Origin of the sequence: Streptomyces sp. NBC_01723, assembly GCF_036246005.1 — a bacterium.
GTDB lineage: Bacteria > Actinomycetota > Actinomycetes > Streptomycetales > Streptomycetaceae > Streptomyces.
The window spans coordinates 260,396-274,174 of sequence record NZ_CP109171.1 but is presented as its reverse complement, the minus strand read 5'-3'; the positions used below and the strand labels follow the sequence as shown (position 1 = coordinate 274,174).

Annotated in this window: 6 protein-coding genes and 1 pseudogene; 3 read left to right on the top strand and 4 right to left on the bottom strand. The window is 70.6% G+C overall.

What is annotated here, in order from left to right:
- Nucleotides 1–40 precede the first annotated feature (40 nt).
- The 3 genes from OIE75_RS01235 to OIE75_RS01225 all read left to right on the top strand — a co-directional run bounded on the left by OIE75_RS01235 (nucleotide 41) and on the right by OIE75_RS01225 (nucleotide 9,364).
- A complete protein-coding gene (locus OIE75_RS01235) occupies nucleotides 41–2,572 on the top strand; it encodes a hypothetical protein (RefSeq protein ID WP_329469064.1) in 2,532 nt (843 codons plus the stop codon).
- A 28-nt stretch (nucleotides 2,573–2,600) separates the two neighbouring features.
- Nucleotides 2,601–8,564 (top strand): hypothetical protein, encoded by a 5,964-nt coding sequence (locus OIE75_RS01230; RefSeq protein ID WP_329469063.1) that lies wholly within the window; start codon nucleotides 2,601–2,603, stop codon nucleotides 8,562–8,564.
- Nucleotides 8,565–8,884: 320 nt separating this feature from the next.
- Entirely contained in the window at nucleotides 8,885–9,364 is a 480-nt protein-coding gene (locus OIE75_RS01225) for a hypothetical protein (protein WP_329469062.1), read from the top strand.
- 208 nt (nucleotides 9,365–9,572) lie between these two features.
- Here OIE75_RS01225 and OIE75_RS01220 read toward each other — a convergent pair.
- From OIE75_RS01220 to OIE75_RS01205, 4 genes and pseudogenes are all read right to left on the bottom strand, one after another.
- Nucleotides 9,573–9,698: pseudogene (locus tag OIE75_RS01220) on the bottom strand (IS5/IS1182 family transposase); the annotation flags it as partial.
- Nucleotides 9,699–9,911: 213 nt separating this feature from the next.
- Complete coding sequence (locus OIE75_RS01215) at nucleotides 9,912–11,027, bottom strand: hypothetical protein (RefSeq protein ID WP_307008876.1); 1,116 nt, start codon at nucleotides 11,025–11,027, stop codon at nucleotides 9,912–9,914.
- Nucleotides 11,028–11,568: 541 nt separating this feature from the next.
- Entirely contained in the window at nucleotides 11,569–11,799 is a 231-nt protein-coding gene (locus tag OIE75_RS01210) for a hypothetical protein (protein WP_329469060.1), read from the bottom strand.
- Nucleotides 11,800–12,024: 225 nt separating this feature from the next.
- Nucleotides 12,025–13,572, bottom strand: a complete 1,548-nt coding sequence (locus OIE75_RS01205) for an MFS transporter (RefSeq protein ID WP_307008873.1) — start codon at nucleotides 13,570–13,572, stop codon at nucleotides 12,025–12,027.
- Nucleotides 13,573–13,779 lie beyond the last annotated feature (207 nt).

The following is a 13,779-nucleotide window of genomic DNA, read 5'->3' as shown; positions in this document are numbered from 1 at the left end:
ACACGTCCCGCACTCTCCGCCGACCCCTCGGGAGCGTCGTATGAGCACGCGTTGGTTCTTCTCTTCCGCGCGGGTCGGCACCGCCGCCTCGGCCGACGGCCAGGCACTGCACACGGGGGTGCGGTTCTTCCGGGACATCGACGGCCGCCGCGAGGAACCGGACGAGCTGAAGGGACCGACCCTGTCGCTGGTGGGGCCGGGTGACGTGCTCGGCTTCGACCGCTCGATGGTGCTGCGTGAGGAACCGCCATCCGGCACACCCGACGCGGCGGAGAACGTGCTGGCGAGCGTGGAGCTGGCGCACGCCGACCTGCCCTGGCTGCTCTCCCCGGGCAAGGTGACCACTGACGGCGGACCCACCCCGCAGCCCTGGATCGCACTGATCGTGCTGGCCGAGGACGAGGCCGCCCCTCCCCGCCCCGGGCACCCACTGCCGATCCTCACCGCGCCGGTCGCCGCGCTGCCCCCACTGGCCGAACGGTGGGCCTGGGCCCATGTGGAGGCACGGCTGCCCGACGACGTCACCGACCTCGACAGCGCACGGCGCCTCGTCGAACAGGGCGCGCGGAATCACTCGGCCGGTGTCGTGGGACGGCTGCTGTGCCCGCGCCGGCTGGCCCCCGACCGCGGCTGGATCGCCGCCGTCGTGCCCGCCACCGCCGCAGGGCGTGACGCGGGCCTGAACGCTGGGGCAGGGGCGGCGGCCACCACGGACGCCTGGCCGGTCCCCGGTCGCGACACCGTCGACCTCCCCGTCTACCACTGGTGGACCTTCCGTACCGGGAAGGCGGGCACCTTCGAGGAACTCGCCCGCCGGCTGCGCTTCCGGCCCGCCGCCGAGTCGGGACTCGGCACCCGGACCATCGACGTCGGCCGCCCCTGGCCTGCCGAGGAACCCGTCGGCCCGGCCACCGCCGCCATGGACGGGGCCCTGCGGCCACCTGGCCCGACGCCGCTCGAGACCTGGTCCGACCTTGCGGCCCAGGACCGGTTCCGGGCCCTGATCCGCGAGCGGGTGGACGCACCGGCCCGGCTCCGGGGCGAGCCGGTGCCGGACGGGGAACCCGCCGAGGACCGGGAGGTCGTCGCCGTCGCTCCGCCGCTCTACGGCAGTCACCACACCGGCGAGCAGACCGTGCCCACCGAGCCGGACACCTGGCTGAGCACCCTCAACGTCGAAGTCCGCAGACGGGTCGCCGCCGCACTCGGCTGCCGCTATGTGCAGCTGGAGCAGGAGTTCCTGATGGCCCGGGCCTGGGAGCAGGTCGGCGAGATCCGCCAGGCCAACCGACTGCTGGCGGCAGGCGAGCTGGCGGCCGTCGCCGCCGAGCGGGCCCAGCGCAAGCACCTCGACCCACTCGACGCGGCCGGTCTGGTCACCGTCATGGCGCCGCTGAGCGGGCGGGTGCCCGTGTCCGCCACGCAACCGGACGCGGAGCCGACCACCCTGGCCACCCTGCTCGCCACGGCACCGGACCTGCCGGCCGCGGTGGCCGGCACCTCCTTCGCCCGACTGACCCGCGCCAATGGCGCCCTGGCCCGCCGCGCCCAGCGCATCACAGCCGAAGAAGGCGGCGAGACGCCACAGGCCGGGTCGTTCCTGCAGGGGAAGCTCAAGGGCATGGCCATGGTCGACGACGGTGATCCGGAGGCCGTCCTGCACAGCGAACTGCGCGCCGGGATGCCCCCAGTCGGACTGCAACTGCTGCGGCTGGCCGACCGTATCCCCGCCGACATCTGGGCACAGCGCACCGAGGACGACGATCGCCCGCTACGGCCGATCATGGCCCACCCGAAGTTCACCGTGCCGATCGCCGAGGAACTGCTGGCTCGCTGGCCGGAGTGGGCACTGCCCGGCATCGGCGCGATGCCGCACGAATCGGTGACCCTGCTGGAGACCAACCCCCAGTTCATTGCCGCGCTGCTCGTCGGACTCAACCACGAGTTCAACCGCGAACTGCTCTGGCGGGAGTTCCCCACCGACCAGCGCGGCACCCCCTTCGCCCGGTTCTGGCCCGGCGACAACGCCGACGTCGAGGAGATCGCGTTGTGGCCGCTCGACGCCCCACTGGGCAGTCAGCTGCGCACCGGCGGCGCGGGCGACCTGGCCATGCTTGTGCGCGGGGACCTGCTGCGCCGCTTCCCGGGCACCGCCCTGCACGCCGTACGCGGAGTGGACGGCGAGCTGCCGCCCGCCTTCGACGGCGTACCTGCCACCTCGCTCGCGCTGGACGAGTCGACCGTCCTGTACCTGTTCGCGGACCTCGACGAGGAGCGGGCCCGCACCGAGGACTGGTTCTTCGTGTTCCGCGAACCCATGCGCGGCACCCAGTTCGGATTCGACACCGGCTCTCAGCCCGCCCAAATCGAGACCTGGGCCAACCTCACCTGGCAGGGCGTCGGCGTGGAGCCCACCCGATGCGTCCAGCTCGTTGATGCGCCCGGCACACCGACCAAGCTCACCCAGCCCGACCCGCCGGTGTGGGCCCGGGACGCGGCCGACATGGCCCGGATCGCCTTCCAACAGCCGTTCCAACTGGCCTTCCGGGCCACCACGCTGCTGGGCGGCTGACCGTGCCTGGAACAGGAGCAGTGGGGATATGAACGACGCCTTCGCCGCCCGCGCACAACTGGACCGGGCACGGACCGAAGCGGACACCGCGCAGGCCCTCGCCGACGAGCAGGAGGCAGTGGTGCGGCGCCTGCGGGCGCACACCCAGGCCGGCCTGCCGGACCCTCCCTTCCCGCCCACCGCCGCCGAAGCGCTGGCCGCTGCCGAGGCGGCCCTGCCGGAGCTTCTCAGCAGGGCCGAGGAGACGAACCGCCTGGTCGTCGGAGCACAGGAGGAGCTGACCCGGGCCGTGGCGGAGGGCGAGGCGCTGTTCCCCGACGACAACACGGCGCCCGTCGCGCTGCTGCCGGTGCGGGTCGAGACCATCTGGTGGGAGCCGAAGACCCTGCGCGTGCGGATCTACCCGGACGACATCCTGCTGTCCGGCTTCGAGCCCGGACTCACCCCCGCCGAGACCGCCGCCGGTACCGCCTACTGGCAGAATCCTGGCCCCGAGGCCTGGCAGAAGGTGCTCACGAAGCTGCGCCCGGCCCGCGCCTCCTGGGCGGTCCGCGCCTGCCGCCCTGGCGCCCCGGCACCCGCGACGCGTTCCGACGATCCCCGGGAACACCGTCCGCACGGGGTGTCGATGCCGAAGCGCTGGCGTTTCCTCGGACTGTTCGAGGGGCAAGTGGTGGTCGACAAGCTGGGCCGCCCCGTACCGGACCCGCTGCCGATCGGTCTGCTGCGCTCCGAGGAGGAGGGCTGGGAAACCGAATGGTTCGAAGCGGTCAAGGCCGGCATGGGCATCGAGCTGATCGTTCCGCCCGAGAACACCGAGAACCTGGACCAGCTGCTGGTGGTCGGCGTCCGCGACGACGCACCCGTGGACGGCGCGGCCCGGCTGCGCGACCTGCTGCACGGACACCGGTACGGCGGCGGGCTCGGCCTGCTGACCTCCGGCACCGCCACCAACAACACCCCACGCTCCCGCTCGGGTTGGTCCTCCGCCCCCGCCTACCCCGGCCCGGATCCCGACGGGGAGGCGGCGCAGCGGCCGGTCGCCGACACGCTCGCGACCGCGCTCGGCCTGCCGGACGCCGGATTCCTGCGTGACTGCCCCGGCGCCGATGACGCCGCCCCGTCGGCTGTCGCCGCGCTGACCCTGCTGACCTGGCCCACGCTCGGCAAGGGCTTCGCCGAGGCCGCGCTGACCACCATCGACCTGGGCACCAAGCAGCCCAGCGGGGTCTCCCAAGAGGGGCCCTGGCGGGCGGTCCGTGAGCACCTCGCCGAGCACGTCCGCGGTCGCGGACCGCTGCCGATGCTGCGCGTCGGCCGCCAGCCGTACGGCGTCCTGCCCGTGACCGCGCTGGACGACTGGCGCGCTGAGCGCTCCGACGACGTCGACGGAGTGATCGCGCCCTGGCTCATGCGGCTGCGGCAACGCTGGCGGGCGGTACTGGACGAGCGCGTGGCCCAGGACAACGGCGACGAGGAACTGACCATCCCGCGCGTCGAACCTGGCAAACCCGTGGACCGGGTCGCGGTGGACGCCCTGCAACGACTGCCCGTGGCCACCGGCCTGGGCATGATCCGGATGAGCGGACCGGAACGCGCCGTATCGCGAACCCCCCTCGACGCGCCCCCGGCGACGCTCGGCGTGCCAGGGCTGCCGCCCGACGGGCTGGCCCGCTGGACGACGACCAGCGACGGCTGGACCTCGCTCGGCTGGAGCCTGGACGAGGCGACCGGCGTCCCGGAGTTCGTCACCCGGCTGACCCCGGATTCCGAAGCGTTTCCGGCCCGGGCGACGGCGACCGCGGACTTCCTGGGGGCGGTACGGGCCTTTCTGGAGGGGGACCTGGAGGCCACAGCGTATGACGCGGAGTGGCCCGTGGAGCTGTCCACGGGGCGGGAGACCCCTCCCAGGCGCAGTACGTTCTTCGATCTTCCGGGCCTGGAGGAGGAGCCGTCGCCCACGGAGGGCGAGGAACCGGCCGGGGGCGTCGAGGACGAGGAAGGAACCGAGGAAGTCCCCGATTCCGAACGGGACATGAGCGGAGTGCTCGACGCGCTGCTCTTCCTTCCCAACTGGTCCACCTTCCTGGGCGATTTCGACCCCGCCGGAGACCCCCTGCGTCAGGCTCTGGCCGTGGTCGGCGATGTGGATCAGCTCGTGGCGGACGTCCTGGAAGGTCTGGACGAGGGCGAGCGCGCGGCACGCGTCGCCGCCGCCACCCCGGCCGCTGCCGCGCTGCCCCGGCTGGAGCAGGCGCTGCGCACCCTGGCCGCCGTACCGGTGACCCGGCTGCCTGAACTGCTGCTGGAGGTCGTCGACGTCCACTCGCACCGCCTTGACGCCTGGATCACCTCACTGGCGTCGAAGCGCCTCGCCGAACTCCGGGCGTCCGGGACCGAGGGCGTTCGGTTCGGCTGCTACGGATGGGTGGAGGACCTGCGCCCGCCGGTGCCGAGAGAACAAGTGGAGATCGACCTGGACGACGTGGCCACCACCGTGGAGCTGTCCGGGAAGGACGGCTACATCCACGCGCCCTCGCTGCACCACGCGGCCACGGCGGCCGTTCTGCGGTCCGGTTTCCTCGGCAACCCCGACGAGCAGAGCTACGCGGTCAACCTCACCTCCCGCCGCGCCCGCGTCGCCCGCTGGCTGCTCGGCGGTGTACGGCAGGGGCAGAACCTGGGCTCGCTGCTCGGCTACCGGTTCGAACGGGCCCTGCACGACGCCGGACTGGACCACCTCGTCGAACGGTTCCGACGCCAGTTCCCCCTGCCCGTCGTCCCCGAGACCCCCGCCGAAGAACCCGACGCGGACCTGTGGGCGCGCAGCGCGGAGGCGGTCTCCGCGCGCAACGTCGTCGACGGCATGGCCCTCGCCCGGGCCGGGGCGGGCGCACCCGACCTGGCCAGCGTCATCGACCAGGCACCGGTGGTCGGCTCGGACAACGACCGGGCCGCGGTGACACCGCTGCTGGACGACCTCGCCGACGCCCTCGACGCCGTGGGCGATCTCGTCCTGGCCGAGAGCGTCCACCAACTGGTGGGAGGCAACCCCATCCGCGCGGGCCTGGCCGCCGACACCCTGGGCCGCGGCGAGGACGTGCCGGACACCTTCCGCGTCCTGCGCACCCCGCACCGGGCCCGCGCCCTGACCCACCGCACCGCGGCGCTGCTCCCGGCGGAACCGACCGCCCCGACCGGCTGGCCCACCGATCCACTCGCCGAGCTGCAGCCCGCGCTGGAGGCTTGGGTCGCCCATCTCCTCGGCCCGGCCACCGGCTGGACCCTCGCCGGCACGCTCGGCGACGGGCAGGCGGAACCGCGCACGTTCGAACTCAGCGCCGGCCAATTGGGATTGGGCGCCCTGAGCGCCGTACTGGACGCTGCCGCCGCCGAACCGGCCGCGCTGCGCCGGGCGGTTCAGGGCGCGCGGGGCGTCCCGCCCGAGACACCCGTCGTGTTCACCGGACCGGGATGGAACGGCCTGCACGGCCGGGCGGCCCGGATCCGTACCCTGCTGACCAGCGCACAACCGCTGCTCCAGGCACACCTGTCCGACGGCGCCGCAGGCCGCTCGGCCCACACTGCGGGAGTGCGCTCCCGTCTCGCCGCCTTCGCCGAGACCCCGGTGCTCGCCGGACACCCCGCGCAGGCCGAGATCCGCGAACTGGCGGCCCAGAACGTCCCACCGGAGTCGGCCGAAACCTGGCTCGCACGGGCCCGCACCGCGCTGGCCCCGGTGCTCGGCGTGGACCTCCCGCTGCTTCCCACGCTCAGCGCCCCGGGCGGGCGCGCCAATCTGCCCGGCGCCGACATCGAGGACTGGCTGCGGCGCAACGCTGCCGTACGGCCCATGGTGCGCACCCTGCACGAGACGCTGCTGTTGGCCGGAAACCGGGGCGGGCGGGTGGAACGGCTGCGTGCGGCCCAGCATCCGACGGCCGAGGGCGACATCTGGATCGGCGGCTCCTTCCCCGCCGGGCAGCGCCCGCCCGCCACAAGCCACCTGGTGTGGCACGCACCGGCCGACCTCGCACCGGACGCGAACGTCACCGGGGTCGTCCTGGACGAGTGGATCGAACTCCTCCCCGGCTCCGACCAGCCGCCCCCGGGACCCGGCCCCGCGCCGGAGACCGAACTGACGGGCGTCGCCTTCCACTATGACCGCCCGGACGCCAAGGCCCCGCACAGCCTGCTCCTCGCGGTCCCGCCGGACATGGACCGAGGCTGGACCTCCGACGGACTGGCGCAGGTGCTCCTGGAGACCCTGGAGCTGGCCAAGCTGCGCGCCGTCGACCATCAGGATCTGAGACGGCTGAGTTCGCTCCTGCCCGGCATCCGCATCGCCCAGGAGAGTGCGACAGGGCGGGCCCTGGCCCGGATCGAGACGAAGCGGAACGACACCGACCCGCATGGCCCGTTCCAATTGGAGCCGCGTCACCGGGCCACCGACGTCGACGCGGGCCTCGCCGCCCGGGTGCACGATCCGCTGTGGCTACTGACCCGGCAATGGCAGTTCGGGGAGTTCACCGCTCAGGACGCCGGATCCCCGGCCGTGGTGCGGATGAGCGGCAGCAGCGCGCCCATCGAGGCCTGGCGCCCCGGCGGGGCCACCGACTGGGTGCCCTACGACCTCGGCCAGGGCCCGCTCGACACCCGGATCGAGGACGAGCGGGTCCAGGTCGACGAACGGATGCGCGCCGAGGGCGGGGCCGCGCTGCTGCGCATGTGCGACGACGCCGGACTGCTTGCCGCAGCGCTGACGGTCCTGGCCCCGCACCGGCTGCGGCCGGGGGAGCCGGACGCCGGCCTGAGCGGTCTCCTCGACGGAGGACTGCCCGACGCGGCATCGGTGGCGGCCGCGCTGGACGCGGGCACCTTCGACGCCGGACCCGAACCGCGGCTCGGCGAGGTGGCCGCCCGCTGGCGGAGCTGGTGGGCCGCCCAACTGGCCGAACACGGCCCGGACTGCTTCGACCCGCACCGCGGCGAGTACGCCGCCGAACTGTCCGTCGGCGGCACGGTCCTGCGGGCCGAGGAGTACCAGGGCGACGGACTGGACTGGTACTCCCTCGACGTCCACCCCGACCCGGACGCCGTGGCGGTACCGGCGGGGCAGAGCCGGACGTTCGCTGAGGAAAGCCTGCCGTCGACGGTTCGCTACGGCGGGTTGCCGGCCGACCGCTTCTGGGAGATGGAGGACGCGCGCGTCGACCTCAGCGCGGCGGACGTGTCCACGCTGGACACCGGGCGGCTGCTGCTGATCTCCTTCGCCACGGTCTTCGGCAACGACTGGTTCCTGGTGCCGCTGGAGGTGCCGGCGGCCTCGCTGACCGTCCTGGACCGGCTCCTCGTGCGGGACGTCTTCGGCCGTCACCATCTGGTGGAGCGGGCGGGGCGCGACGACCCGTCCTGGACGATGTTCACCCTGAACAGCCCCGACCCGGACCACCCCGCCGCGTCCGGGCTGCTCATGCTGCCCTCCGAACGCGGCCAGCCGGGACAGCCGCTCGAGCGGGTCCTCCTCACCCGCGACGAACTGGCCAATCTCGCCTGGGCGGTGCAGCACCAGTACACCGACGGTCGCGGCGAGCCGGTCGACCGCCGCGACCGCTGGGCCCGAACGGCGGCACCCGAACCCGCTGTGGCCGGGGATCTGCCCGCGTACGCGGTCCAGTCCGTCGTCCCGGACTACTGGTTCCCCCTGGTTCCCGAACCGGTGCGGGCCGGTCAGATCCGGTTCCGCCTGGCCACCCTCACCGGTCCCGGCCTCGACTCACGCCCCGAGGGCCGTCTCATCACCCCCGGACTGTGGCTGCACGAGGAGGAGGTACCACGCGAGGGAGTCCTGGTCACCCGCCGCCCGGTCCTGGCGCGCTGGTCCGACGGCTCCTGGCACAGCTGGGTACGCAGGGAGAAGACCCCCGGCACGGGGGAGAGCGCGAGCGGTCTGGCGTACGACACGGTACGGCCCACGGAACCGTGGCAGTGAATGGAGAAGCACCCGCCGCCGGGCACCGGAGCACTCCGCGTGCGCATCCGTAAAGTTGAATTCACCCCCAACGGCACCTTCCCCGAACTTTGATGACGGCGAATTAGCGAGTCGCATGGACGCCAACTAGAGTTGCCGGTACGGGCGTCAGAGGCGATAATTCAAGGGAGAGTCGAACCCTGTCGGCCAGCAATCACCTGTCTGACGATACCGAAATTTGCAGGCTCCACGGTTCGGTCTTTCGCCTCGACCACAGCACCTCACTCCATCGGCTGCTCCGCGCCGTTGCGGCAGCAGCGTCCGACCGAGGGAGCCTAGCCATGGCCAAGACAACGACCGATCTTCCGGTTAACGGATTCGTAGCTCAGGAGGTCGCCTTCTCCCAGCTGTTCGGCAGACTATCCTCGGGGTTCAAGAACGCCATCCGAGAGAGCGTGACCGAACCTGCGGTGAACGCCGAGAAGATCACGTCGAACAACCAGTTCTGCCTGATTACAGTCCTGGGTCACTCCGACCGGGTTGACACTGCGGGACTCAGTTCGGAGCAGCGTCGCGCACAGGAGCTCGAGGCAAGCGACAGGCGGGCCATCAGCGCATACCAATGGGTCTTTGATCAAATCACCGCTGCGCTCACCGCTGCTGGGGAGACCCCTCCGCCGGCTGTGAAGGACGCGACGAACTTCGAAATCGTCCCCATACCCTGCGGGGCGGCCAATCTTTTGAATGTGGTGCCGACCAGCGAGGCACAGCGGCAGGAGAACCGGCGCGTCCAGTTCGTTGTTTCCACCTTCACTCCCTGATCGCTCCGTTGACGTCCTCGTGCTCCCTGTTCTGGTCGGGCGGTACGTTCGAGTTTGCGGAGCCGATTTCCCGATTCTCCCCGCCGGGGAAGTTCCTGTTCCACTCGTACGCGGCGCTGTAATTCCGGGAGTAAGAGCCTGCCCGGCCCGCCTTGATCCCCCAGGCCAACAGCATTCCTAGTCGATGATCGTCTCCTCTTCTCGGGCATGGCGAGCCGACGTGCGGCCCTTGGTAGCCGCCGTCGGCGATCCTGGTGGTGTTGCCGACGGCGACCTTGGCGCCGGACTCGTCCCAGGCGCGGCAGTCGTGCCGATCGCCGGGCAGCGGACGGCCGGCTTAGACCGTGTCCTACGTGGTGAAGCGGTCGTTGGTCCGTTCACGGGGGTGCTGCACCGGCTTGAGGATGCCGGCCTGGTCGACGTCACCCGCGTCGTCCTCGACACCGCCCACGTGAGGGCAGCCCCGTGACTACCTGGCCTTTCTCGGACTCGCCGCCGCTCTCTGCTGCTACAAGCGCCTCGTCCGCCTCACCACGTAGGACACGGTCTAAGCGTCACGATCCACCGTCGCCGAGACCACAGGCGATGTCGGGGCTGTAGGGGTCGCGGGCCCTGGGGGCCCCGCGGCTAGGAGGGACTGTGCCTGGGTGTCTACGAAATGTGTGAAGACCTGCTGTGCGTATCCGAAGATGACAGCCCAAGCAATGATCTGAGCTGATGAGTCCAGGTTCGTAAGCCCAGGCACAAACCCGCCACGCATGAGCAAAATTCCCAGCACAGCTGTCAGCGCCCCAGTTGGCAGTTTGAGCAGCGCGAGAGTCAGGGGCACAGCGAATGGGGTTGAGGTGCCCCGCATACGACGGAGTGCCGCCGCGGCGGCGATGCATGCGGCCACAACCCCCACCAGCTCAATGATCAAAAAGTCCGCCCCGCGAGCGGTGTCCGCCACCAATGCCCTGGTCGCCGCAGGGTCTGTACCTTCCATAATGAAGGTCATGTCGATCGGGCAGACGGCTACCTTGTCGGCTGCATTGAGCTCCTCGGGGGTGAAGCACAGCGGGACCGCGCCGGGGTTGACGAACCCAAGGATCGCGACAAGGATGGCCAGCCCTGTCAAGCCAAGCATGAGCCACCAGACGATATAGACGAAGCTGCGTACCCGCATGGCCTCGTCGATTCTTGCCTGGCGGGCCACGCCCATCGCTTCGAGCAAAATCTCACGCTGTACCTCCGACGGAGGCACCTTTTCCGACGTTTCTCGGGCAATCTTCTCCGCTTCCATCCGCCGCGGGTCATCGGGCGGCAGGTGCTCGTGCAGGAAGGCCAGCACGCCCGGCAGCAGCGGCAGCACCTCGAACTTTTCCGACGACCGCAGCAGTATGTTGTGGGCAGCGTCGATATGGATACGCCCGACGATGACATGGGCGGCGCGCTTGTACTGGGGGGAGTGCTCGGGGGAAATGGCCTTCTCCGCCTTCTCCAGCTCTTCTTTGGCCTTCTTGAGAAGTTCCGCCTTCCTCCTGCGCTCAGCCGGCGCTCCCTCTCGATGCGCCTCCTCTCGATCGTTCAGGAGTGCGCGCAGCTCGCTGATGCGTGCCTGAATGCCCTCACGATGTTCCCAGGGCCCCGACTCAGAGGCGCGACAGCGTCGCCATTTGTCCATGATTTCGATCTTGCAGGCCGTAACTCTCGGGCGTATGTAGACACGCCCCCTCGACAGATCGCAGTACTCAACCTGCGGTGCCCGTTCGCTCGTGCGGGTGCAGATCGTGCCAGCTCGCCTCAGCGTTTCAGTTGAGGCTGCTGGGCGGCTGAGCGAGGTTGTTTGCGACTGCGTCGGCCGGTAGACATGGTGAGGGCCCGACGCGGGGTCGGGTCGGGGCAGTGCGGCCAGGCGGCCGTGAGCCCATGTCGCCAGGGCCAGGTCGCCGATGTCCGAAGGCGGAGGCGGCGGGTGAGGGCGTGGCGGAATGGGTATGCGATGCGGCGGGGGAGGAGGGGACCGGCGAAAGTCGATGACGCCATACCTGTCTGCCCGCTCGAGCACCCTGCGCCGAGCAAGCCCACCGCAACAACGAACGCGGGTCCGGTGAACTTTCGGGAGCCCCGGCTCCTGGGATACTGCTGCTCAGAATCAAGTCGCGGCATTCAGCCACCCCCTTCGGGCAATGATGCCCGGCTCGGATTCCGTTTCAAGCGCCGGGTCAGAACACGTCGAGGCTGCCCTCCAGGCTCAGCCACGACAAGGACGCAACGGTACTCAGCGTTGGGCACAGCTCACGCAGCTTGTCCGGACTCGTCTTCGGAGGCTTCGGGCTCACCCCGTAACAGCCGGCCTTCCGAAGCGTGTTCACGGCCCGCGCCACCTGACCCGCGGCCTTCTTGGGGACGGCGTACTCGTTGCCGGGAAAGTGCTTCCAGATGTGCCGGTTCATCGCGTTGGCGACTCCGCCGACCGCGGTGAGGTCCTTTCCACACCCGGCGTCGTCCCAGGGGACACCAGGGCACGGGGGCGTTCCGACAAGGCCGGAGACGACCTGATAGACCCGACGCGGACCGTATGGCCGCCGGGGTAGTCGCGTCCCGAACTCAACCGACTGGCGAGTTGTTCAGCCACGGGAACCGCAGGACTGAACAACGTTCCCCCCTCCCTGGATCGGTCATGGTTCGCCCGTACCGCCGTTGCCCTTCAGGCGTTCCAGGTCCGACGCGCGGACCTGGATGACGAACAACGCGATGACGGCGGCCAGCCCGGCCATCACGGCGGCTACGACGAACGCCGCGCTCACGCCGGCGGTAAGCACCTGATCGCCCCAGATTCCCGGCAGCTCCCCGGTGCGCTGTGCCTCCGCCTGCTCCTGCGGCGTCGCTTCGGAGAGGAAACTCGGCAGCAACGACTCGGCCTTGTTGCGGCTGGCCGTGCCGAACGTGGTCACCAGAATGGAGAGGCCGAGTGAACCGCCGACCTGCTGGGTCGCGTTCAGCACCCCGGACGCCGCCCCCGACTCGCGCTCCGCGACGCCGGAGACCGCCATCAGCGTGAGGGACACGAACTCCATGCCCATGCCGAGACCGAACACCAGCATCGGCCCCAGCACACTGCCCGCGTAGGTGCTGTTGATGTCGGTCAGCGTCAGCCACGACAGGCCCGCCGCCGCGAGCAGTCCGCCGAGCACCATGAACGGCTTGGGGCCCGTTCTCGGCAGCAACTGCGACGCCAGGCCGGCGCCGACCGCGATCACGGCGCTCACCGGGAGGAAGGCGAGACCGGCCTCCAGCGGCCCGAACCCCAGCACGTTCTGCACGTACAGCGTGAGGAAGAAGAACATGCCGAAGATGGCCGCGGACAGGCTGAGCATCATCGCGTACGTGCCGGCCCGATTGCGGTCGCGGAACATCCGCAACGGCGTGATCGGTTGCCGGGAGCGCCGTTCCACCAGCAGGAACGTGGCCAGCAGTACCACGGCGACCGCGAAGGCGACGAGGGTGACCGCGTCCCGCCAGCCGTCCTCGGACGCCCGGATGAAGCCGTACACCAGTGAGACCATGCCGAGTGTCGAGGTCAGCGCCCCGGTGACGTCGAAACGGCCCGGCCGACGCTGCGACTCACGGATGTACCGTGGCGCCGCCAGCGCGATGAGCAGCCCTATCGGCACGTTCACGAAGAAGATCCAGCGCCAGTCGAGCCATTCGACCAGGATTCCGCCCGCGAGCAGCCCGACCGCGCCGCCGCCCGCCGACACCGCGGCGAACACCCCGAACGCGCGATTGCGTTCGGGCCCCTCGGTGAAGGTCGTCGCGATCAGCGCCAACGCCGTCGGGGAGGCGATGGCGCCGCCCATGCCCTGGACCGACCGGGCCAGCAGCAACTCCCACGGGTTCTGTGCCAGCCCGCACAGCAACGATGCACCGACGAACAGCAGCACTCCGATGACGAACATCCGCCGTCGGCCCAGGATGTCCCCGGACCGGCCGCCGAGCAGCAACAGCCCGCCGAAGGTGAGGGTGTACGCGTTGATCACCCACGACAGACCTTCGGTGGAGAAACCGAGCGAGGTCTGGATCTGGGGGAGGGCGATGTTCACGATGGTGATGTCCAGGACCACCATCAGCTGACACGAGGCGATGACCAGCAGTGCTACGCCTTTACCGCGCTTTCGTCGCGGCTGGGTGATCGAATCGGCCGGGACTGGCTGAGGGTTCGACATGTGCGTTCCCTATGGCGAGGGCCTGGGGCGGGCTGCGGGAGCCCCACGACGACCGTAAGCCCACACCTCGGACTGCACCAATCGGGTGAGTGCGGACATCGGCGCCCGGCCACCGGCTGGTCGGTGCCGACCACCGCTGTACAGCATGTACGCAATGCGTACGGATGCGGTACGGCGCCGACTCGGTGTCCGTTCGTTTGAGACCGC

Bases quoted from the DNA above. Each gene is read 5' to 3' on its own strand.
- OIE75_RS01235 (WP_329469064.1), top strand. From the start codon at position 41: ATGAGCACGCGTTGGTTCTTCTCTTCCGCGCGGGTCGGCACCGCCGCC.
- OIE75_RS01210 (WP_329469060.1), bottom strand. From the start codon at position 11,799: ATGAACCGGCACATCTGGAAGCACTTTCCCGGCAACGAGTACGCCGTC.
- OIE75_RS01205 (WP_307008873.1), bottom strand. From the start codon at position 13,572: ATGTCGAACCCTCAGCCAGTCCCGGCCGATTCGATCACCCAGCCGCGA.
- OIE75_RS01225 (WP_329469062.1), top strand. From the start codon at position 8,885: ATGGCCAAGACAACGACCGATCTTCCGGTTAACGGATTCGTAGCTCAG.
- OIE75_RS01230 (WP_329469063.1), top strand. From the start codon at position 2,601: ATGAACGACGCCTTCGCCGCCCGCGCACAACTGGACCGGGCACGGACC.
- OIE75_RS01215 (WP_307008876.1), bottom strand. From the start codon at position 11,027: ATGGACAAATGGCGACGCTGTCGCGCCTCTGAGTCGGGGCCCTGGGAA.